This window comes from Pseudomonas fragi (assembly GCF_900105835.1).
GTDB classification, from domain to species: Bacteria; Pseudomonadota; Gammaproteobacteria; order Pseudomonadales; family Pseudomonadaceae; genus Aquipseudomonas; species Aquipseudomonas fragi.
The window spans coordinates 3,258,985-3,280,069 of record NZ_LT629783.1 but is presented as its reverse complement, the minus strand read 5'-3'; the positions used below and the strand labels follow the sequence as shown (position 1 = coordinate 3,280,069).

The following is a 21,085-nucleotide window of genomic DNA, read 5'->3' as shown; positions in this document are numbered from 1 at the left end:
CCAAGACAGGAATCGACATCATGACCATTAAAGCCATCAACGTTCGCAACCAGTTCAAAGGCCACATCAAGGAAATCGTGCTGGGCGACGTGCTGTCGGAAATCGACGTACAAACTGCGTCAGGCATCGTGACTTCGGTGATCACCACCCGCTCGGTCAAGGAGCTGGAACTGGTGGTCGGTAGCGAAGTGATCGCCTTTGTAAAATCCACTGAAGTGTCCATCGCCAAGTTGTAATCCGTGGGTTATCCACACACCCTCACCCCAACCCTCTCCCAAAGGGAGAGGGGGCTGATTGGTGGTGTTGCACAGAACTGCTTTTGCCTTTAGTCCCCTCTCCCTTTGGGAGAGGGTTAGGGTGAGGGCCGAAGCCAACGCGCAGGGTCAGGCCTCCCGCAGCGCCAGCACCCCCAACACATCACAGCCTTGCTGCAACAACAAAGACGACGCCTCGCACACCGCGCTCAAATCATGGGGGTCACTGCTGTGGCCGCTCATCAGCTACAAACAGCGCAACAAACTCTTGGCCGCCTGAATGCGCTGCTCGGCACAGGCCAGCAGGGCAGAAACAGCGGCGTGGGGATCGATCAATAAGACGTGGGAACCGACTGGATTGTCGGTTTGGGGAACGTACTGGGACATGCTTTAACTCCTAAGAAAAGGAGCCACTCAATCAGCTTGCACGCAGAAAGAGGGTGGCAATTGTGCGCGGGTGTGCAAAACCGGTCCCAGATAACCCGGCAGACCCGAAGATCTCCCGCGCACAACCGCCATAACGCCGATTGCAGGCGCAGAGCCTACCAAGCGAAATGAAAAGTTGGAAATCTGAGAGTCAGGCTTGCACGTCTGATCGCTGATGTTCAGCGATGGAGCGGACTATAGGCAGCCCGCCTGGGGCATCACAATGGGGTAACGCGGGCGAAAGCCCGATCCCACAGTTTTGACGAGCATCCACACATTGTGAGAACACCCAAAACCTGTGGGAGCGGGCTTGCTCGCGATGGCATCAGCCCGGTGACTCAGGCAGTCACAGCAGCCTGAATCACCGCCAAACCCATCAGCGCACCAAATGCAAAAACTGCAGATGGCGTTCGTACTGATCAAGGATGTCGTTGATGATCTGCTCCTTGGTGTAGCCCGTCAGGTCGTAGTCCTGGCTGCCTTCGGCCAGATGCACTTCAGCTCGGTAGTAACGGCGGTTACGCAGTTGCTCCTTTTTGCCAAAGCCACCCCGGGCGAAGGACGGCGTGAAGTAGCCACGCATCTGCACCTGGTAGATAAACGGATGTTCATCACCATGGCCGATTTCCAGACTTACATTGTCGTTGGCCGGGTCCGGCTGCGTGACCACGTTCAGGCCTTTTTCCCGGAACACCGCACTCACTTCTTCAATCGCCGGGCGCACGGTGGTGTCCATAAAGCGGTACACCTCGTCCCGCGACGGGAAGTGTACGGCCTGGCTCAAGCGCTGGCGCCAGCCACCACGACGCGAGTGCGAAACCGGCGCCAGGGAATGGGTCTGCGCAATCTTCTTCTGCGACTCAAGGTAGAACGCCTTGTGCAGGCCCCACATCATCAGCAGCAAAATCAGCGAGAACGGCAACGAGGTCAGCACCACCGCTGACTTCAGCGCATCGATACTGCCCGAGAACAGCAGCGCACTGGTGACCAGCGCGGTCATCGCGCCCCAGAACACCCGCAGCCATTTGGGGCCGTCTTCGTCCGCGTTGTTGCCACGCGCCGAGAGAGTGGACAGCACCACGGTGCCAGAGTCGGCCGAGGTCACGAAGAACACGAAGCTGATAAACACCGTGACCGCGATAACGGTCTTGCTCCACGGGTAGGTCTCAAGCAGCAGGTACAGCGTGCGCGACGGGTCGTCGATGGCCGACTGGCCGAGGGCGACCATGCCGTGGTTGAGCACCTGGTCGATGGCGCTGTTGCCGAAGATCGACATCCACGCCAGGGTAAAGCCCAACGGGATCAGCAGCACACCGAACACGAACTCGCGGATGGTCCGGCCACGGGAAATACGCGCAATGAACAGCCCCACAAACGGCGACCATGCAATCCACCAGGCCCAATAGAACACGGTCCAGCCGCCCAGCCAGTCGCTTGGCTTGTCGTAGGCGTACACATCGAAACTCTTGGTGGGCAACGCGCCCAGGTAGTCGCCGATGTTCTGCACCAGGGTGTTGAGCAAATGCTGGGTGGGCCCGGCGAACAACACAAACAGCAACAGGGCACAGGCCAGCAGCATGTTGATGTCGGACATCACCCGCACGCCCTTGTCGACACCGGCAATGGCCACCAGGATCGCGGCGCCCATCATCAGCGTGATCAGGCCTACTTGTACCCATTGGGTATGGGGCATGCCGAACAGGTAATCGAGGCCGGAGTTGAGGTGCAGCACCCCGAAACCCATGTCGGCGCCCAGGCCGAACACCGTGGCGATAATGCCAAAACCATCCACCGCATAACCGATGGGGCCGTTGATGCGCTTGCCGATCAGCGGGTAAAGCGCCGAACGCAGTGCCAGCGGCAGGTTATGCCGGTAGGCGAAGTAGGCCAGTGCCATGCCGACGAACGCGAACACACCCCAACCGTGCAGGCCCCAGTGCAGGAACAACAGCTGCATGCCCTGGCGCGCAGCTTCGGCATTGCCGGCCGGGCCCTGCGGCGGGTTGAGCATATGGGTGAGGGGTTCGGACACACAGAAGAAAAATAGCGTGATGCTGATCCCGGCGGCGAACAACATGCCCGCCCAGGACAGGTAACTGAACTCGGGTTCGTCGTGGTCGGCACCGAGCTTGATCTTGCCGTAGCCGGACAAGGCGGTGACGACCACGAAGATCAGATACAGGGTCATCGCTAGCATGTAGTACCAGCCGACCGTATTGGCCGCCCAGTTTTGTGCGGCCAGCAGCCATTCGCCGGCGGCGGCTGGCATGGCGATTACCACCAGGCCAAAGACCAGAATGAACGCGGCGGCGAAGTAGAACACCGGCGGGTTCATGCGGATCGAGGACGTCTCGGACGCGATCGGTACACTCATTGGATGTGCACCTTATAGAGGTAAAACGGGATCAAAAAGAGCGGATTCGGCAAGGGTTAGCCTCCTGTTGTGAGCGGGCAGCGGACCACCGGTTTAACTTGATTGCGCGTTCAAGTTAAACATGGATGGCCTTTTAGAACTAATCGCTGCCCGCAGCTGCACGCCTGATACGTTAGCTCATGGCAAGGTATGACACATGGCCATGATCATCGTTCAGCCGTTATAGCGTGGGGCTATCAGGGGATGGCGACGGCAAAAGAAAACGGGAATTTCGGGCGCTGAAAAAAAATCCAAAAAAAATGTTCGCAGAAGCGCAGTGATCAAAAAATAGACTGATTTAGACGCCGATCAGTAGTGACTCAGGAAGAAAGTACCGACGAATTTACAGCTGAGGGGGACCCTATTGATTGAAGCGGTCCCAGAGACTTATCTCGTATTGGCGCCCGCAATCTACAAGCACCAATACGAACAAACAGAGATTCACAAAGAACACCTGATAATGTTACCGATTACAGTTATAAAAAATTTTAGACTACAAACACTCTATTTCATACATCGAAGTTAACAATAGCCCACAGATAAAATCCAATCGACAGATAAATCATGCTTTCTTTCAACGGATATTTATATCAATTTAACTTTTCAATGTCTCTGACGATGGCTCATCGGGAGTTATCGTCGAAAAATTAACGGCCACTGCTTCTTTAATTTCACCCTTTTGAGTAAAACCACTGACACCTACAATATCATTGCCATTTCGAGCATCTGCTAATGGCCTTGTATAGTTCAGATCAATCTGTGAAATACTTAACTCGTCCAGCGAATGTAACTCGCTTGTACCAGTCGACTCAACCCTGCTTTGGCCATCATGATTGGCATCAACCCAAACCCTCACATCGCCCCAGCGTTCATCCTGGTTATCAAACTTAAGGTCTTTGTTGCTATCCAGGCTGCGCAGTGCATCAAATGCATTATCAAAGGTTTTTTTACTCGGAGAATCACGGCTTCCTTGTTCGGCACCAAAATACTCTGACATCAACTCCGAGACATTATCAATTTTTCCGTTGCCATCAAGGTCCAAAACAACCATACCTTCGTCAGGGCTGTTCCACCCCGTTTGCACCTTCTCGCCATCATTGTTCATGTCGAAATGAACAGGAGAGGTATGAGGGTTGGTGAGTTTTACTCCGGCCCCACCCAGATCCAAAATCAAAGGGTCTACTTTGTTTTCTAAGGCGCATTTCATTCTTGCAATTTGTTCTGGCGTTATATAGTTGAGACCTCCAACACTTTCCAAAGAAATATCAACATTAGCAGCTGGCCTTTCGATATTTGTCACAGGTACCCCTCCGCCTGTACTGTAGCCGTTCGATGCAGAAGTAGCGCCACCTGCCCCCCCACTTCCGCCACTGTCAAGACTACCAGCCGTACTGTTACTTATACCGCCACCTGGAACTACAGGCAGTGAAATATCAACTTCCACACCTTCTACTAATAAATCTTCAAATACTATCTTTATTACAAAAGGTATAATCATTGAGGCATTGCCAAAATGCTTTTCGAAAATCATCCCAATAGCAGCGGCATTTTGTATAAATACCGTGGCATAATTTTCCATTTGCTCTAAAAAGTTACGGCCCGGAATCTCAACGTAATTATGCCCTAGTCCACCCCCCCACACAGGAAACTCATCACCGAGCGTCCCGGCCCATTGCCATGGTTCCAAGCCCAAGCCTTCAACTGCGGCTTGTACGTCTCTTTTGATCACCTCTTTAATTGGCAAAATGCCTTTAGCATAAATAAAATCCGCAATAACTTGGTGGGCTAATCTGTCAGAAGCATTTTTATACATACGCGAAGTGAATTTCCTTCCGGAGCGCTCAACTGCATATCGCATGGAATTGGAAACCAGTTCGCTTACAAAGCTCCCATCAATATTATTGATAGATTTTGCAGCCATAAGCCAGTTAGCCGTCATCAACATCTGGTCTCTCACTTCGCCATCGGCCTGGTTGGCAATGGCTTTTTGAGCAACATTATATAAGTAATGGTATCCTCCCGCGTAGTCTTTCACGGCGAGTCTACGTTCCAGGTATTTGATATCCGCGGGTGTCAGAGGTATTTGCACCATATTGGCGCCTCCTTAATTAATTAAAAAACGATCCAGAAAACTCAACACAAAATTATCGACTTCTTTAAGGTTGGAAATCTCGCGATTAAACAAATAATCAACCCCAAAAATATTTTTGTACGCTCTTTTTCCCACATAAATAAGGTCCCACTCATATATGTAAGCATTGCTTCCATCACGGCCCGCAACTCTATAAGTCTTTTCACTACCCTCTAATAGTTCAACCCCATCAAAAGACGCAATGGTTTTTAATGTTCGGGTGACTCGATCTATATCAAACGGAGGAACGGATATAGGAAAAAGAATTAACACCATTATATTGTTAGATCTATTTTTATAGTCAACCAACTTCATGGATGGATATTCCACTCGAAGAGTAACCACGGTTTCACCGTTAAAATCAATAAGCTCACAATCCTCATCCGAAACATCAAAGGAAAAAACACTGGCATTCGTTTTTTTATTAACAAACGTGCAAGCTGCATGGGCGGGCATTGAGCCACAAGCAAACACCAGTGATATAAGCCCACCTAGAAGATATCTACGCACTACCAGCCTCCAACATTACTGATGTATCGCCTTATCCACAGGAGGATTAAATACAGCCACCAGCAACATTTAATCTCCAGAGCACAGCGCGAAACATGGTTTGGACGTGTTATTTCCATCCAAGATTCAATATTAAAAATCTTATCGCCCTGAAAACTTTAGGCCTAGTATCAAAATATGACCACAGCGAAGCCGCCGTACTTACTGTCGGATATTTCCGTAACTAAAAATAGTATGTAGGAGAGGGTTAAACCGGGCGCTGAACTGCGCGCCCCCGTTTAAAAAACAGACAAGTCCAGCGGCCGAATTGCGCCCATCCAGATAGCATGGTCGGTGTGGTCCAGCAGGTCGTTGCCGGTATCAGGGTGCAAAAACACCACCAGACCGTGCCGGTTGAGCGCCAGCCACGGCAGGACGACTCCGATCAGTTCAGGGCCGAAAGCCAGTTGGCAGCTCCAGTCCGGGTGCGGGCCAACCGGGCGTTCGTGGACGAGGCCCATGGTCACGCCAAACAGTCGCTTGGCCTCTTCGCACAAGGCGCGCGCCTGTTCGATGGTCGAAGCGTCGAAGTAGACATGGGCGTGGTAGCCCTTGATTCGCTGCATAAGTACCTCTTGCCCTCACCCCAGCCCTCTCCCGGAGGGAGAGGGGGCTGATCGAGTCGATCCTGGATTCAGTGCAGAACCGTCAGGTCGCAATAAATTAACAGCAACCCCCAATCGGCCCCCTCTCCCTCTGGGAGAGGGTTGGGGTGAGGGTGTGCTTTAAAGCGTCAGCAACCGACGCAACTCAGCCAGCGCCGGTGCCGTATCCGGGCGCACCCCGCGCCACAGATAAAACGCCTCAGCAGCCTGTTCGGCCAGCATGCCCAAACCATCCATCACCTGACCCGCACCATGCCCGCTGGCCCACACGCAAAACGGCGTCGGCTCCTTGCCGTACATCATGTCGTAGCACAGGGTCTTGCCCGGCTCGATCAAGCTGCTGGCAATGGGTGGCAATTCGCCGCTCAGGCTGGCCGAGGTGGCGTTGATGATCAGGTCGACCGGCTCGTGCAACCAGTCAAAACCGCTGGCCGCCACCGGGCCCAGGTCGCTGAACAACTCGGCCAGCAACTCGGCTTTTTCGACGGTGCGGTTGGCGATAGTCACCGAGGCCGGCCCTTCGGCCAGCAGCGGCTCCAGCGCCCCCCGCACCGCACCGCCCGCGCCCAGCACCAGGATGCGTTTGCCCTTGAGGCTGAAACCGGCATTGACGGTCAGGTCGCGCACCAGCCCCGCACCATCGGTGTTGTCCCCCAGCAAGCTGCCATCGGCCAGTTTGCTCAGGGTGTTGACCGCACCGGCCCGCTGCGCCCGTGCGGTCAGGCGGTCGGCCAGGCGGTAGGCGTCTTCCTTGAAGGGCACTGTCACATTGGCGCCACGCCCCTGCAGGAAAAACTCCGTCGCGCAGCCAGCAAAATCATCCAGCGGCGCCAGCAAGGTGTCGTACTGCATGGCCTGACCGGTTTGTTCGGCAAACAGGCGATGCAACACCGGGGATTTGCTGTGGGCAATCGGGTTACCAAAAACAACGTAACGGTCCATCAGGCAAGCTCCTCGGGCAGTGTCAGGCGTTGGCCAACCAGTCGCGGTCTTGCAGGAAGTAATCCGTCAGACGCGCTTCCGGGCTACCCGGCTCGGCTTTCCAGTCGTAGGCCCAGCGCACTTGCGGTGGCAGGGACATCAGGATCGATTCGGTACGACCGCCCGATTGCAGGCCAAACAGGGTGCCACGGTCATAGACGAGGTTGAATTCCACGTAACGACCCCGGCGGAATTCCTGGAATTCTCGCTGCTGGGCGGTGTATTCATCGTTTTTACGGCGTTGAACAATCGGCAGGTAGGCGTCGATATAAGCATCGCCAATGGCGCGGATAAACGCAAAGCAGGTGTCGAAATCCCACTCGTTCAGGTCATCGAAAAACAGGCCGCCGATACCGCGCGGCTCGTTGCGATGCTTGATATGGAAGTAGGTGTCGCACCAGGCCTTGTAGCGCGGGTACACATCGGCACCGAATGGTGCGCAGGCCTGCTCGGCCACGCGGTGCCAGTGTATGCAGTCTTCTTCAACGCCGTAGTAAGGGGTGAGGTCAAAGCCGCCACCGAACCACCAGACCGGCTCTTCACCTTCTTTTTCGGCGATGAAAAAACGTACGTTGGCGTGGGACGTTGGTACATGGGGGTTGTGCGGGTGGATCACCAGCGACACGCCCAGCGCCTCAAAGCCACGGCCCGCCAATTCAGGACGGTGGGCGCTGGCGGACGGCGGCAAGCCGCTGCCGAATACGTGGGAAAAGTTAACGCCACCTTTCTCGATGACGTGGCCGTTTTCGATCACTCGTGTACGACCGCCACCGCCCGCCGGACGTTGCCAGGCGTCTTCAACGAATTGCGTGCCGCCGTCTTCCGCTTGCAGTGCGTTGCAAATGCGGTCTTGAAGGTCGAGCAGGTAGGCTTTTACAGCCTCGGTGCGAGTAGTCATGACATCACCTTAAATCGGGCAAAGCGACGCGGCGTGCGGGGCCGGCGGCAAAGGGCCGCTAGCATAACACCGCACCCAGCTTCGCCGCAGTTGACGAAGATCACGCTTAGGCGTTGGATGGTGGCTTCGTGAAATGAGCGAGGACAGTGCAGATGGCAAAGCGTATCCAGTTTCGGGCCCACGGCGGCCCGGAAGTACTTGAGTATGTCGACTACCAACCCGCCGAACCGGGCCCGCAGCAGGTGCGGGTGCACAACCAGGTCATCGGCCTGAATTTCATCGATACCTATTACCGCGGCGGCTTGTACCCGTTGCCTGAGCTGCCGTCCGGGCTGGGCAATGAAGGGGCGGGGATTGTCGATGCCGTGGGCAGCGAGGTGCGCAATGTCAAGGTGGGCGACCGCGTGGCCTATGGCACCGGACCGCTGGGGGCGTACAGCCAGTTGCATGTATTGCCCGCAGCCAATGTGGTGAAGCTGCCCGAGGATATTTCCTTCGAGCAAGCCGCCGCCGTGATGCTCAAGGGTCTGACAACCCAGTACCTGCTGCGTCAGACTTATGAACTCAAAGGGGGTGAAACCATCCTGTTCCACGCTGCGGCAGGGGGCGTCGGCTCGATTGCCTGTCAGTGGGCAAAAGCCTTGGATGTAAAACTGATCGGCACGGTCAGCTCGGCCGAAAAAGCCGCACACGCCAAGGCCCTCGGCGCATGGGCAACCATCGACTACAGCCACGAGGATGTAGCCAAGCGTGTACTGGAATTGACCGACGGCAAGAAGTGCCCGGTGGTTTACGACGGCGTAGGCAAGGACACCTGGCTAACGTCATTGGACTGCGTGGCGCCACGGGGGCTGATGGTCAGCTTTGGCAATGCCTCAGGCGCGGTAACAGGGGTCAATCTGGGGATTTTGTCGCAGAAGGGTTCGCTGTATGTGACCCGGCCGACACTGGCGTCCTACGCCAATAGCGCCGAAAACCTGCAAGCGATGGCCGATGAGCTGTTTGCGATGATCCGCAGCGGCGCCATCCAGGTTGATATCAGCCAGCGGTTTGCGTTGGCTGATGCGGCCAAGGCGCAGACAGAACTGTCGGCGCGCCGAACCACGGGATCGACGATTTTGTTGCCTTAAAACAAATGTCCCCTTGTGGGAGCGGGCTTGCTCGCGATGAGATCGCTGTGGTGTACCTGATACACCGCGGCGATCCCATCGCGAGCAAGCCCGCTCCCACCATTACGCCGGGCGTACCACTTTGCCGGTCGCCAGATCGCGGATCAGGCTCGGGTTTTTGCGCCCGCCCAGGTTACCGCCCAATACATGGTCGATTTGCCCGCGGAAATACTGCTCGACCTTCAATCGCGTTCGCGCCGCCGGTAAGCCCGCCGGGTTGGCGGAGGTGGATACAATCGGCCCCACCAGCGCGCACAGCTCGCGTACCAGTGGGTGATCGCTTACCCGCAGCGCCACCGTGTCGTGTACCCCGGTGATCCACTCGGGCAACAAGCCCTGATGTGGCACCAGCCAGGTGTTGGGCCCCGGCCAGGTGCTGGCCATGCGGTCAATCCACTCCTGGGGGAAGTCTTCAAACAGAAAATCGAACTGGTGAATATTGTCCGCCACCACAATCAGGCCTTTATCCACAGGCCGCGATTTGATCGCCAGCAACCGCTCGACCGCGTCTTCATCCCACGGGTCGCAACCCAGCCCCCAGACCGCCTCGGTCGGGTAGGCAATCACCGCGCCTGCGCGAATGGCTCTTGCAGCTTGTTGGACGCGCCAGGTGCTGATCATTGAATGTCTCCAGATATATGCTGCGCGCAGTGTACTTAGCTGGCGCGAGCAAACCAACGCCCACCCTCGAGTACAACGTGCCCCGCCAGTTCAAGCTCGGTCAAAGTGGCCAGCAATCGGGGCAGATCCCAACCACTGGCGTTGACCAGCGCTTCGCTGGTGCAAGGCGCTGCCTGCAACAATTGCACTAATGGATGACAGCTTGGTGTAAGCGTTTGTGCTGTGGATATCGGCATCGAGCGCCAACCCCGCAAGCCTTCAAGGATGTGCTCGACGGTTTCGACAAGCGTAGCGCCATCACGGATCAGTTGATGACAGCCACGCGCCCCCGGGTGATGGATGGAACCGGGCATGGCGTAGACCTCGCGCCCCTGCTCGGCAGCGAGCCGGGCAGTAATCAGCGATCCGCTGGACACGCTGGCCTCGACCACCAGCACGCCAAGGGACAAACCGCTGATGATGCGGTTACGCCGGGGGAAGTTGGCAGCTTGTGGCCCGGCGTCCAGGGGAAACTCCGAAACCACCGCGCCAGCGCCGTGAATCATGGCGTCTGCCAGGGCGCGATGGCGCTGTGGATAAAGTTTTTCCAGACCTGTGCCCAGCACCCCCACCGTCTGCCCGCCAACGTCGAGGGCAGCCTGGTGCGCCGCGCCATCAATGCCCAGCGCCAGCCCGCTGGTAATCACAAAACCTGCGCCTGCCAGACTGCGGGAAAAGGCTGCGGCGGTGTCCAGCCCTGGCCTTGAGGCGCGTCGGCTACCGACCATCGCCAACTGCGGCTTTTCCAGGATCGACGGCTCGCCCGCCACGAACAACAGCGGCGGGGCATCGCTCAATTCACTCAACAACGCCGGGTAAGCAGCCTGGTCATGCAGCAGCACATGGTGTCTGGAGCGCTCAAGCCAGCGCAATGCAGCGCTGGCACCCTCGCGAACTTCAGGGCTGCGCCGCGCCTGGGCGCAGGCCTCGGGCAGCCCCAGGGCGCGCCAGGCACTGGCAGGCGCGCTGAGAGCAGAGCTGGCCGAGCCAAAGGCACTGAACAGGCTGTAGTAGCGCCGTGGCCCGACGTCGGGCAAGCGGTGCAAGCGCAAGCGGGCCTCCAGCTCTGCTGGGGATATTTCTGACGGTGGCATAGGATCATCCTTGATCGATTATTCCATCTAGCTGTAAGGAACAAGCTGTGGATAAGTCTGTTGACAAGTTGTTTGGCAAATCATGAAAAGGGCTGGATTGAGCACCCCGGCAAAACTTGAAACGGCAGCTGCAAACCCAACATTAGTAGAACGTCGCGCATAGGCCGGGCGCGTTGGTTTCAAATTAAGACATGCCGTGTGCAGCCCGGCAGCTAGTCGTTTCATCCGCGGGTGAATCCCTTTATTATGTGTACTCGCGTGAAACGCCTGAGCCCGAGCGGGCTCTCTCTGAAGGAGACGTTTTGCACAGGTTGCTCGAGTCCACCGGACCCACCTGACAACCGTTTTTGAATCTTTCACACAGTGCACCAATCAAACTTATGGCTATTTTGAACATCCTCGAATTCCCAGACTCGCGTCTGCGTACCATCGCCAAACCCGTGGCGGTTGTGGACGACGAAGTCCGTCAGTTGATCGATGACATGTTTGAAACCATGTACGAGGCGCCGGGCATCGGCCTGGCCGCCACACAGGTCAACGTACACAAACGCATCGTGGTCATGGATCTGAGCGAAGACCGCAGCGAACCGATGGTGTTTATCAACCCCGAGTTCGAGATCCTCTCCGACGAGATGGGCCAGTACCAGGAAGGCTGCCTGTCGGTCCCGGGTTACTACGAGAACGTTGATCGCCCGCAGCGCGTCAAGATCAAGGCGCTGGACCGTGACGGCAAGCCGTTCGAAATGATCGCCGAAGGCCTGTTGGCCGTGTGCATTCAGCATGAGTGCGACCACCTCAACGGCAAGCTGTTCGTCGATTACCTGTCTACGCTCAAGCGTGACCGGATCAAGAAGAAGCTGGAAAAACTGCACCGCCAGAACGCTTGATCGACATACCGAGCGGCTAACACTTTCGAACATGCAGTGACCCGATGTGGGAGCGGGCTTGCTCGCGATCGGGCCAACGCGATCCTGTTGATACACCGGGTAACCCTCATCGCGAGCAAGCCCGCTCCCACATTAGAAATAAGCCAGCCTGTCCGTTCGCTGGCTCAATGCCGCCAGTTCCTGCGCCCCCCATTCCAAGTGAGTAACCCATGACTGAGCCATTGCGCATCGTCTTTGCCGGCACCCCAGAATTCGCCGCCGAACACCTCAAGGCACTGCTAGCCACGCCTTACGAGATCGTCGCGGTCTACACCCAACCGGATCGTCCGGCAGGGCGCGGGCAAAAGCTGATGCCAAGCCCGGTCAAGCAACTGGCGCTGGAACACAACATCCCGGTGATGCAGCCACCCACCCTGCGCGCCCCCGAGGCCCAGGCCGAACTGGCCGCACTCAAGCCGGACTTGATGGTGGTGGTGGCCTACGGCCTGATCCTGCCGCAAGTGGTGCTGGATATTCCACGCCTGGGCTGCATCAACAGCCACGCGTCCTTGCTGCCACGCTGGCGCGGGGCGGCGCCGATCCAGCGCGCCATCGAAGCCGGTGACAGCGAAAGCGGTGTGACCGTAATGCGCATGGAGGCGGGCCTGGACACCGGCCCCATGTTGCTCAAGACCGTGACTGCAATCACCGCCGATGACACCGGTGGCAGCCTGCATGACCGCCTCGCCGAACTGGGCCCACCCGCCGTTATCCAGGCCATCGCCGGTCTGGCGGCGGGAACGCTTGAAGGTGAAGTGCAGGATGACAGCCTGGCGACCTACGCCCACAAGCTGAACAAGGACGAAGCGCGTATCGACTGGAGCCGCCCGGCGGTTGAGCTGGAGCGCCTGATTCGTGCCTTTAACCCGTGGCCGATCTGCCACAGCACCCTCAACGGCGAAGCCCTGAAAGTGCTGGCCGCAAGCATGGCTGACGCTCAAGGCCCTGCGGGGCAGATCCTCGCCGCCAGCAAGGAAGGCTTGATCGTGGGTTGCGGTGAAGGCGCCTTGTGCCTGACCCGTCTGCAATTGCCCGGTGGCAAAGCGCTGAACTTCAGCGATTTTTTCAACAGCCGTCGTGAGAAGTTTGCCGTCGGTACAGTATTAGGTGCCGCACAATGAATCCTCGTCTGGCCGCCGCCAAGGCCCTGACTGCCGTACTCAACGGCAAGGCATCGCTCAACAGTTCGTTGCCGCTGCAACTGGACAAGGTTGAGGCGCGTGACCGCGGCCTGACCCAGGACCTGGCCTTCGGCACAGCCCGCTGGCAACCACGCCTGTCGGCGCTGGCCAACAAGCTGCTGCAAAAACCCTTCAAGGCTGCGGACGCTGATGTTGAAGCACTGCTATTGGTGGGTTTGTACCAACTGCTCTACACCCGCATTCCGGCTCACGCGGCCATCGGCGAAACCGTAGGTTGCGCCGACAAACTGAAAAAACCCTGGGCCAAGGCCCTGCTCAACGCCGTGCTACGCAACGCCCAGCGCGAGAGCGAAACCTTGCTGGCCGAGCTGGAGCATGACCCGGTCGTGCGCACTGCACACCCGCGCTGGCTGCAAAAATCCTTGAAGGCCTTTTGGCCACAGCAGTGGGAGGCCATTTGCGCAGCCAACAACGCTCACCCGCCGATGATATTGCGGGTCAACCGTCGCCATCACAGCCGCGATGCTTACCTGCAATTGTTGATCGAAGCCGGGATCGAAGCCCAGCCGTGCACCTTTAGCCAGGATGGCATCGTGCTGGCTGAGGCTTGCGATGTGCGCAACCTGCCGGGCTTTGCCGAAGGCTGGATCAGTGTGCAGGACGAAGCCGCGCAACTGGCCGCCGACCTGCTGGACCTGGCGCCGGGCCAACGTGTCCTCGACGCCTGCTGTGCCCCCGGCGGCAAGACCTGCCACATCCTGGAAGTCGAGCCCAAACTGGCCGGCGTGGTAGCCGTGGACCTGGAAGCCAAGCGCCTGGTGCGTGTACGTGAAAACCTCGAGCGGCTGGGCCTGAGCGCCGAGCTGATCGCCGCTGACGGCCGCGACACCGCCACTTGGTGGGACGGCAAGCCGTTCCAGCGCATATTGCTGGATGCGCCTTGCTCGGCAACGGGCGTTATCCGTCGTCATCCGGACATTAAACTGACCCGCCAACCGGACGACATTGCCGCACTCGCCACCTTGCAGGGCGAATTGCTGGACGCGATGTGGCCAACCCTGGAAGTTGGTGGCATCTTGCTCTATGCCACCTGCTCGACGTTGCCAACCGAAAACACCGAAGTGATTGAAGCATTCCTGGCCCGTACACCGGGTGCCCGGGAGCTGGATATCGCCGGGCAGTTCGGCATCAAGCAGCCTCACGGGCGCCAGCTGCTGGCGCAAGAGGGCGGGCACGATGGCTTTTATTACGCCAAATTGATCAAGATCGCAGCCGCTCGCGGCTAACGGATTAAGGATTGCAGGCATGAAAATCATCATCCTCGGCGCGGGTCAGGTCGGCGGCACGCTGGCCGAACATCTGGCCAGCGAAGCCAACGACATCACCGTGGTCGACACCGACGGTGAGCGCCTGCGCGACCTCGGTGATCGCCTCGACATCCGCACCGTGCAGGGCCGCGCCTCGCTGCCCAATGTACTGCGCCAGGCAGGTGCGGATGACGCTGACATGCTGGTGGCCGTGACCAACAGCGACGAGACCAATATGGTTGCCTGTCAGGTTGCCTACACGCTGTTTCACACCCCGACCAAAATCGCCCGGGTACGGGAAGCGGCCTACCTGACACGGGGCGAAGAACTGTTCGACAACGACGCCATCCCGGTCGACGTGTTGATCAGCCCCGAGCAGGTGGTGACCAACTACATCAAGCGCCTGATCGAACACCCCGGTGCCTTGCAGGTGATCGACTTTGCCGAAGGCAAGGCGCAGCTGGTGGCGGTCAAGGCGTATTACGGTGGCCCGCTGATTGGCCAGCAATTGCGCCAGCTGCGCGAGCACATGCCGAATGTGGATACACGAGTGGCGGCGATTTTCCGACGTGATCGGCCGATTACCCCCCGTGGCGATACCATCATCGAGGCTGACGACGAAGTCTTTTTCATCGCCGCCAAGGCCAATATTCGCGCTGTCATGAGCGAAATGCGCCGTCTCGACGAAAGCTACAAACGCATTGTCATTGCCGGCGGCGGGCAGATCGGCGAGCGTCTGGCCGAGGCCATCGAAAGCCGTTATCAGGTCAAGATCATCGAGATGAGCCCGGCGCGTTGCCGCTATCTGTCCGACACCCTGGACAGCACGGTGGTGCTGCAAGGCAGCGCCTCGGACCGTGATCTGATGCTCGAAGAGAACATCGCCGACGCCGACGTGTTCCTGGCCCTGACCAACGATGACGAGGCCAATATTATGTCCTCGCTGCTGGCCAAACGCCTGGGCGCGAAGAAGGTGATGACCATCATCAACAACCCGGCCTATGTAGACCTGATCCAGGGTGGCGAAATCGATATCGCCATCAGCCCGCAGCTGGCCACCATCGGCACCTTGCTGGCCCACGTGCGCCGTGGCGATATCGTCAGCGTGCACTCACTGCGCCGCGGTGCGGCAGAGGCCATCGAGGCGATTGCCCACGGTGATTCGAAGTCGAGCAAGGTCATTGGGCGCAGCATCGGCGAAATCAACTTACCGCCGGGCACCACGATTGGCGCGATCATTCGTGATGAAGAAGTGCTGATTGCCCACGATTCAACTGTGATCAATGCGGGCGACCACGTCATACTTTTCCTTGTGGATAAAAAGCATATTCGCGACGTAGAGAAGCTGTTCCATGTGGGATTGAGTTTTTTCTAAGGAGTCAGGGATGCTGGAATCACTGGAAAAAATGCTCGCCAAGGGTGTGGATAACTCATTGCTGCGCTTCGGCCTGGGCAAGGGTTATCTCGACCTTGGGGATAACCTCAAGGCGGCGGAACACCTGCAGCGTTGCGTGGGCTTTGATCCCAAGTATTCGGCGGCCTGGAAGCTGCTGGGCAAGGCGCAACTGGCGGCGGGGGATCGAGTGGCAGCGCGGGCGGCGTGGGAGCAGGGGATAGCTGCAGCGCAGGCCCATGGTGACAAACAGGCCGAAAAAGAAATGACCGTGTTTTTGAAAAAGCTGGATAAAACCTCGTAAGACTCCCCCTGTGGGAGCGGGCTTGCTCGCGATGGGATCGCTGCGGTGCAACTGGAGTACCGCATAGCGGGCAAGCCCGCTCCCACAACAAGCCCGCCCCCACAATGGGCATAGGGTTTCAGTACCAGCGCGCCTCACCCGGCGGACGCTTCTTGAAGCGCTTCATGCTCCACATGTACTGGCTCGGATACGCCCGCACATATTTCTCGACCACCTTGCTCATGGCCGCGCACGAGGTGGCCGTGTCAGTGCTGTACATCTCTTCGGGTGCCGCTTCCAGAATCACTTTGAATCCCGACCCGTCCGGCAGGCGCAGTGCGTGCAGGAACACCCCCACCGCCTTGCCGCCCGCCAGCATATTGGGCACAAACTTGCTGGTCAGGGCCATCGTGCCGAGAAATGGCACAAAAATACCGGCCGACTCAGCAGGCTCCGGATCTGCCGGAATGCCCACCTGGCCACCTTTGCGCACTTCCTTGATAACGCTCAGGATGCCTTCTTTGGTCGACGCAGCCACACGGTTGCCCAGTTGCACACGTTGCTTTTGCAGCAACTCATCCACAGCCTTGAGCTTGGGCGGACGGTAAAAGATGATCGGTTTGCACTGGCTGCAATAAAAGTGGTTAAGCACTTCCCAGTTGCCCAGGTGGCTGGTGATGCCGACCACGCCCTTGCCTGAAGCCAAAGCGTCCTTGAGCACGTCCAGGCCTTCAACTTCACGCACCAGGTCAATGGAACGCTGAGCTGGCCAGATCCACGCACAAGCGCTCTCGGTCAGGCTTTTGCCGATGTCCTTGAGGCTTTGGCCCACCAGTTGCTCACGGGCAACCGGGTCCATTTCGGGGAAGCACTTGGCCAGGTTGATACGCACCACATCGCGTGAGCGATTAGGCAGTTTCCACATCAACCAGCCGATGGCCGAGCCCACGCGCTGCACCGCGCCCCACGGGAGCATGGCAAACAACCGCAAAGCCCCGACCAGCAAGGCGCCTTTAAACTTTTCCACAGGATAATCTCTCGAAAGCACTCGTAGCAGCTGCCGAAGGCTGCGTCCGATTGCGAAGCAATCGTCAATGCTGAGTGCTTGATTTTACTGACACATCGCAGGGCCTGACTTCACGACGGCTACGCCGCCGGACGCAGCCTTCGGCAGCTGCTACGGGTTATGCGTGTGGCGAAAAAAGACATTCTAACCGCCGTTTGCCAGTTCGGCGTAACGGTCACAGGTGGTGGCATGGTCCATGACCATGCCGCTGGCCTGCATAAAGGCGTAGCAAATGGTCGGGCCGACGAACGTAAAGCCCGCTTTTTTCAGGCCCTTACTCATGGCTTCGGCCTCTGGCGTTACCGCCGGGAATTCATGGCGCTCGGTAAAGTGATTGATCTTCGGCTTGCCGCCCACAAACGACCATAAAAACTCCACCGGGTTGTCCAGCGCCAGCCAGGCCTGGGCATTGCGCCGTGCTCCGGCCACCTTGAGACGGTTGCGGATAATCCCCGGGTCTTGCAGCAATGCCTCGATTTCAGCGTCCGTCATGGCCGCCAGGCGCTGCACATCAAAGCCGAACATGACCTTGCGATAGTGCTCGCGCTTCTTTAAAACCGTGATCCACGACAAACCCGCCTGGAACCCTTCGAGCAATAACAACTCGAACAGCCCATGCGCATCGCGCAGCGGCACGCCCCACTCTTGATCGTGATAAGCGACATACAGCGGATCTTCTGAACACCAGAAGCAACGTGGCATATAGGCTCCGAGAGGTAGAGGGGCGACCGAATCGGGTATACTCCCGCTCTTTAAATCGCAGCCCAAGAAACAGGTGAATTTGTGAGCCAGCCTACGCCAGCAGTGCGTACCTTCCAAGACTTGATCCTCGCCCTCCAGCAATACTGGGCCGAGCAAGGTTGTGTGGTGCTTCAGCCCTACGATATGGAAGTGGGCGCCGGCACATTCCATACCGCCACGTTTTTGCGCTCTCTGGGCCCGGAAACCTGGAACGCCGCTTATGTGCAGCCCAGTCGTCGCCCGACTGACGGCCGCTACGGCGAAAACCCCAACCGTTTGCAGCACTACTACCAGTTCCAGGTGGTTTTGAAGCCAAACCCGCCAAACTTCCAGGAACTGTACCTGGGCTCGCTGAAACACATCGGCCTGGACCCGCTGGTCCACGATATCCGTTTCGTCGAAGACAACTGGGAATCGCCAACTCTGGGCGCTTGGGGTCTGGGCTGGGAAATCTGGCTCAACGGCATGGAAGTCACCCAGTTCACCTACTTCCAGCAAGTAGGCGGCATTGAGTGCTACCCGGTTACCGGCGAAATCACCTACGGCCTTGAGCGTCTGGCGATGTACCTGCAGGGCGTGGATTCCGTCTACGACCTGGTATGGACTGACGGCCCGTTCGGCAAAGTGACCTACGGCGACGTGTTCCACCAGAACGAAGTCGAGCAGTCGACCTACAACTTCGAACACGCCAACGTCGACAAACTGTTCGAATTGTTCGATTTCTACGAAAGCGAAGCCAAGCGTCTGATCGAACTCGACCAGCCGCTGCCGTTGCCAAGCTACGAAATGGTGCTCAAGGCATCCCACACCTTCAACTTGCTGGATGCCCGTCGCGCGATTTCCGTGACGGCGCGCCAACAGTACATTCTGCGTGTGCGTACCCTGGCCCGTGCCGTGGCTCAGGCCTATCTCGAAGCTCGCGCCAAGCTGGGCTTCCCGATGGCTCCACCTGATTTGCGTGATGAAGTGTTGGCCAAGTTGGAGGCAGTACAATGAGTGCTCAAGATTTTCTGGTTGAACTGGGCACTGAAGAACTGCCGCCAAAAGCCCTCAATACCCTGGCCGATGCATTCCTCGCCGGGATTGAAAAAGGCCTGCAAACAGCCGGTCTGAAATTCAGCGCGAAAAAAGTCTACGCCGCACCGCGTCGTCTGGCCGTGCTGCTGACCCAGCTGGAAACCCAACAGCCGGACCGCAGCATCAATATCGACGGCCCGCCACGCCAGGCCGCTTTCGATGCCGAAGGCAACCCGACCCAGGCAGCCCTTGGCTTTGCCAAAAAATGCGGCGTTGAGCTGAGCGAAATCGACCAGAGCGGCCCGAAACTGCGTTTCAGCCAGGTGATCGTCGGCAAGCCGACCGCCAGCTTGCTGCCAACCATCGTCGAAGACTCGCTCAACGACCTGCCGATCCCCAAGCGCATGCGCTGGGGTGCACGCAAGGTCGAGTTCGTGCGTCCAACCCAATGGCTGGTCATGCTGCTGGGCGATGAAGTGATTGATTGCACGATCCTGGCGCAAAAAGCCGGTCGCGAATCCCGCGGTCACCGCTTCCACCACCCGGAAAACGTGCGCATCAGCGCACCCGCCAACTACCTCGAAGACCTGCGCAAAGCCTATGTGCTGGCAGACTTCAACGAGCGTCGTGAGCTGATTTCCAAGCGTGTAGCCGAGCTGGCGACCATGCAGGAAGGCACTGCCATCGTGCCACCAAGCCTGCTCGACGAAGTGACTGCGCTGGTTGAATGGCCGGTGCCGCTGGTGTGCTCGTTCGAAGAGCGCTTCCTCGATGTACCGCAAGAAGCCCTGATCACCACCATGCAGGACAACCAGAAGTATTTCTGCCTGCTGGACATTGATGGCAAGTTGCTGCCGCGCTTTATCACCGTGGCCAACATCGAGAGCAAAGACCCGCAGCAGATCATCTCGGGTAACGAGAAAGTGGTTCGCCCGCGCCTGACCGATGCTGAGTTCTTCTTCAAGCAAGACAAAAAACAGACGCTGGAAAGCTTCAACCTGCGCCTGCAAAACGTGGTGTTCCAGGCTCAACTGGGCAGCGTTTACGACAAGGCCGAGCGCGTTTCGAAACTGGCAGCCTTCATTGCCCCGCGCATTGGCGGCGACGCACCGCGTGCAGCCCGTGCCGGCTTGCTATCCAAGTGCGACCTGGCGACCGAAATGGTCGGCGAGTTCCCGGAGATGCAAGGCATTGCCGGTTACTACTACGCGCTGAACGACGGCGAGCCTGAAGACGTTGCACTGGCATTGAACGAGCAGTACATGCCGCGTGGCGCTGGCGCCGAGTTGCCAAGCACCTTGACCGGTGCTGCGGTGGCCATCGCCGACAAGCTCGACACCCTGGTGGGCATTTTCGGCATTGGCATGTTGCCTACAGGCAGCAAAGACCCGTACGCACTGCGTCGTGCAGCGCTGGGTATCCTGCGCATCCTGATCGACAAGAAACTCGACCTCGACCTGACTGAAGCAGTGAAATTCGCTGTCAACGCTTTCGGCGCCAAGATCAAGTCGGCCGGTCTGGCGGATCAGGTACTGGAATTCATCTTCGACCGCCTGCGTGCGCGTTATGAGGATGAAGGCGTGGACGTGGCCACCTACCTCTCGGTGCGTGCCCTCAACCCGACGTCGGCACTGGACTTCGATCAGCGCGTGCAAGCGGTACAGGCGTTCCGTCAATTGCCGGAGGCCGCTGCACTGGCTGCCGTGAACAAGCGTGTATCGAACCTGCTGAGCAAGGTTGAAGGCACGGTTTCGACTCACGTTGAAGCCCGTTATTTCGACAATGCCTGTGAGTTCTCGCTGTTCTCGGCCATCCAGAAGGCCGACGAAGCCGTACAGCCAATGGCTGCTGCCCGTCAGTACAACGAAGCACTGACCCGTCTGGCCTCGCTGCGCGAGCCGGTGGATGCGTTCTTCGAAGCCGTGATGATCAACGCAGAAGACCCGAGCGTGCGGGCTAACCGCTACGCATTGCTGGCCCGTCTGCGTGGCCTGTTCCTGGGCGTTGCCGATATTTCACTGCTGAGCTGA

20 protein-coding genes are annotated in these 21,085 nt (G+C 58.0%); 9 read left to right on the top strand and 11 right to left on the bottom strand.

Annotated elements, in window-relative coordinates:
- The first annotated feature begins 20 nt into the window (after window positions 1-20).
- Window positions 21-236 (top strand): TOBE domain-containing protein, encoded by a 216-nt coding sequence (locus tag BLU25_RS14915; protein ID WP_003444581.1) that lies wholly within the window; start codon window positions 21-23, stop codon window positions 234-236.
- 264 nt (window positions 237-500) lie between these two features.
- Here the strand turns inward: BLU25_RS14915 and BLU25_RS23760 are convergent, their stop codons facing one another.
- From BLU25_RS23760 to hemF, 7 genes are all read right to left on the bottom strand, one after another.
- Window positions 501-641, bottom strand: a complete 141-nt coding sequence (locus BLU25_RS23760; RefSeq protein ID WP_016782834.1) for a hypothetical protein — start codon at window positions 639-641, stop codon at window positions 501-503.
- Between the two features lie 415 nt (window positions 642-1,056).
- Window positions 1,057-3,015: a choline transporter BetT gene (gene betT, locus BLU25_RS14905; RefSeq protein ID WP_016782835.1), complete on the bottom strand. Its 1,959-nt coding sequence runs from the start codon at window positions 3,013-3,015 to the stop codon at window positions 1,057-1,059.
- A gap of 673 nt (window positions 3,016-3,688) precedes the next feature.
- On the bottom strand, window positions 3,689-5,185 hold the full coding sequence (locus BLU25_RS14900) for a hypothetical protein (RefSeq protein ID WP_016782836.1): 1,497 nt from the start codon (window positions 5,183-5,185) through the stop codon (window positions 3,689-3,691).
- A gap of 12 nt (window positions 5,186-5,197) precedes the next feature.
- On the bottom strand, window positions 5,198-5,734 hold the full coding sequence (locus BLU25_RS23460) for a hypothetical protein (protein ID WP_134050339.1): 537 nt from the start codon (window positions 5,732-5,734) through the stop codon (window positions 5,198-5,200).
- 278 nt (window positions 5,735-6,012) lie between these two features.
- On the bottom strand, window positions 6,013-6,339 hold the full coding sequence (locus BLU25_RS14890) for a DOPA 4,5-dioxygenase family protein (RefSeq protein WP_016782838.1): 327 nt from the start codon (window positions 6,337-6,339) through the stop codon (window positions 6,013-6,015).
- 159 nt (window positions 6,340-6,498) lie between these two features.
- Window positions 6,499-7,320, bottom strand: coding sequence for a shikimate dehydrogenase (gene aroE, locus BLU25_RS14885; protein ID WP_016782839.1), 822 nt, complete (start codon window positions 7,318-7,320; stop codon window positions 6,499-6,501).
- Window positions 7,321-7,342: 22 nt separating this feature from the next.
- Window positions 7,343-8,257: an oxygen-dependent coproporphyrinogen oxidase gene (hemF, locus tag BLU25_RS14880; protein WP_016782840.1), complete on the bottom strand. Its 915-nt coding sequence runs from the start codon at window positions 8,255-8,257 to the stop codon at window positions 7,343-7,345.
- A gap of 152 nt (window positions 8,258-8,409) precedes the next feature.
- On the opposite strand from hemF, the gene BLU25_RS14875 reads away from it, so the two are divergent.
- On the top strand, window positions 8,410-9,387 hold the full coding sequence (locus BLU25_RS14875) for an NADPH:quinone reductase (protein WP_029611648.1): 978 nt from the start codon (window positions 8,410-8,412) through the stop codon (window positions 9,385-9,387).
- 102 nt (window positions 9,388-9,489) lie between these two features.
- On the opposite strand, the gene tsaC is transcribed toward BLU25_RS14875, so the two are convergent.
- Both tsaC and dprA read right to left on the bottom strand, forming a co-directional pair.
- Window positions 9,490-10,047, bottom strand: a complete 558-nt coding sequence (tsaC, locus tag BLU25_RS14870) for an L-threonylcarbamoyladenylate synthase type 1 TsaC (RefSeq protein ID WP_016782842.1) — start codon at window positions 10,045-10,047, stop codon at window positions 9,490-9,492.
- Window positions 10,048-10,082: 35 nt separating this feature from the next.
- Window positions 10,083-11,180: a DNA-processing protein DprA gene (gene dprA / locus BLU25_RS14865; protein ID WP_083369698.1), complete on the bottom strand. Its 1,098-nt coding sequence runs from the start codon at window positions 11,178-11,180 to the stop codon at window positions 10,083-10,085.
- Window positions 11,181-11,560: 380 nt separating this feature from the next.
- Here dprA and def point away from each other — a divergent pair, with 380 nt between their 5' ends.
- The 5 genes from def (at window position 11,561) to BLU25_RS14840 (ending at window position 16,252) form a co-directional block, all read left to right on the top strand.
- Window positions 11,561-12,067: a peptide deformylase gene (gene def / locus BLU25_RS14860; protein WP_016782844.1), complete on the top strand. Its 507-nt coding sequence runs from the start codon at window positions 11,561-11,563 to the stop codon at window positions 12,065-12,067.
- 209 nt (window positions 12,068-12,276) lie between these two features.
- Entirely contained in the window at window positions 12,277-13,227 is a 951-nt protein-coding gene (fmt, locus tag BLU25_RS14855) for a methionyl-tRNA formyltransferase (protein WP_016782845.1), read from the top strand.
- On the top strand, window positions 13,224-14,534 hold the full coding sequence (gene rsmB / locus BLU25_RS14850) for a 16S rRNA (cytosine(967)-C(5))-methyltransferase RsmB (RefSeq protein WP_016782846.1): 1,311 nt from the start codon (window positions 13,224-13,226) through the stop codon (window positions 14,532-14,534). The genes fmt and rsmB overlap by 4 nt, the downstream gene beginning before the upstream one ends.
- Window positions 14,535-14,553: 19 nt before the next feature.
- Window positions 14,554-15,930: a Trk system potassium transporter TrkA gene (gene trkA, locus BLU25_RS14845; RefSeq protein ID WP_016782847.1), complete on the top strand. Its 1,377-nt coding sequence runs from the start codon at window positions 14,554-14,556 to the stop codon at window positions 15,928-15,930.
- Between the two features lie 10 nt (window positions 15,931-15,940).
- Complete coding sequence (locus BLU25_RS14840) at window positions 15,941-16,252, top strand: hypothetical protein (protein ID WP_016782849.1); 312 nt, start codon at window positions 15,941-15,943, stop codon at window positions 16,250-16,252.
- A 118-nt stretch (window positions 16,253-16,370) separates the two neighbouring features.
- Here the strand turns inward: BLU25_RS14840 and BLU25_RS14835 are convergent, their stop codons facing one another.
- Complete coding sequence (locus BLU25_RS14835) at window positions 16,371-17,258, bottom strand: lysophospholipid acyltransferase (protein ID WP_016782851.1); 888 nt, start codon at window positions 17,256-17,258, stop codon at window positions 16,371-16,373.
- Window positions 17,259-17,441: 183 nt separating this feature from the next.
- Window positions 17,442-17,999, bottom strand: coding sequence for a DNA-3-methyladenine glycosylase I (locus BLU25_RS14830; RefSeq protein ID WP_029611649.1), 558 nt, complete (start codon window positions 17,997-17,999; stop codon window positions 17,442-17,444).
- Between the two features lie 81 nt (window positions 18,000-18,080).
- Between BLU25_RS14830 and glyQ the strand changes: the two genes are divergently transcribed.
- Entirely contained in the window at window positions 18,081-19,034 is a 954-nt protein-coding gene (glyQ, locus tag BLU25_RS14825; protein ID WP_029611650.1) for a glycine--tRNA ligase subunit alpha, read from the top strand.
- Window positions 19,031-21,085, top strand: a complete 2,055-nt coding sequence (gene glyS, locus BLU25_RS14820) for a glycine--tRNA ligase subunit beta (protein WP_016782855.1) — start codon at window positions 19,031-19,033, stop codon at window positions 21,083-21,085. Before glyQ ends, glyS begins: the two co-directional genes overlap by 4 nt.

Bases quoted from the DNA above. Each gene is read 5' to 3' on its own strand.
- glyS (WP_016782855.1), top strand. From the start codon at position 19,031: ATGAGTGCTCAAGATTTTCTGGTTGAACTGGGCACTGAAGAACTGCCG.
- hemF (WP_016782840.1), bottom strand. From the start codon at position 8,257: ATGACTACTCGCACCGAGGCTGTAAAAGCCTACCTGCTCGACCTTCAA.
- tsaC (WP_016782842.1), bottom strand. From the start codon at position 10,047: ATGATCAGCACCTGGCGCGTCCAACAAGCTGCAAGAGCCATTCGCGCA.
- BLU25_RS14900 (WP_016782836.1), bottom strand. From the start codon at position 5,185: ATGGTGCAAATACCTCTGACACCCGCGGATATCAAATACCTGGAACGT.
- fmt (WP_016782845.1), top strand. From the start codon at position 12,277: ATGACTGAGCCATTGCGCATCGTCTTTGCCGGCACCCCAGAATTCGCC.
- def (WP_016782844.1), top strand. From the start codon at position 11,561: ATGGCTATTTTGAACATCCTCGAATTCCCAGACTCGCGTCTGCGTACC.
- BLU25_RS14875 (WP_029611648.1), top strand. From the start codon at position 8,410: ATGGCAAAGCGTATCCAGTTTCGGGCCCACGGCGGCCCGGAAGTACTT.
- BLU25_RS14840 (WP_016782849.1), top strand. From the start codon at position 15,941: ATGCTGGAATCACTGGAAAAAATGCTCGCCAAGGGTGTGGATAACTCA.
- BLU25_RS14915 (WP_003444581.1), top strand. From the start codon at position 21: ATGACCATTAAAGCCATCAACGTTCGCAACCAGTTCAAAGGCCACATC.
- dprA (WP_083369698.1), bottom strand. From the start codon at position 11,180: ATGCCACCGTCAGAAATATCCCCAGCAGAGCTGGAGGCCCGCTTGCGC.
- aroE (WP_016782839.1), bottom strand. From the start codon at position 7,320: ATGGACCGTTACGTTGTTTTTGGTAACCCGATTGCCCACAGCAAATCC.
- BLU25_RS14890 (WP_016782838.1), bottom strand. From the start codon at position 6,339: ATGCAGCGAATCAAGGGCTACCACGCCCATGTCTACTTCGACGCTTCG.
- rsmB (WP_016782846.1), top strand. From the start codon at position 13,224: ATGAATCCTCGTCTGGCCGCCGCCAAGGCCCTGACTGCCGTACTCAAC.
- betT (WP_016782835.1), bottom strand. From the start codon at position 3,015: ATGAACCCGCCGGTGTTCTACTTCGCCGCCGCGTTCATTCTGGTCTTT.
- BLU25_RS23760 (WP_016782834.1), bottom strand. From the start codon at position 641: ATGTCCCAGTACGTTCCCCAAACCGACAATCCAGTCGGTTCCCACGTC.
- BLU25_RS14830 (WP_029611649.1), bottom strand. From the start codon at position 17,999: ATGCCACGTTGCTTCTGGTGTTCAGAAGATCCGCTGTATGTCGCTTAT.
- trkA (WP_016782847.1), top strand. From the start codon at position 14,554: ATGAAAATCATCATCCTCGGCGCGGGTCAGGTCGGCGGCACGCTGGCC.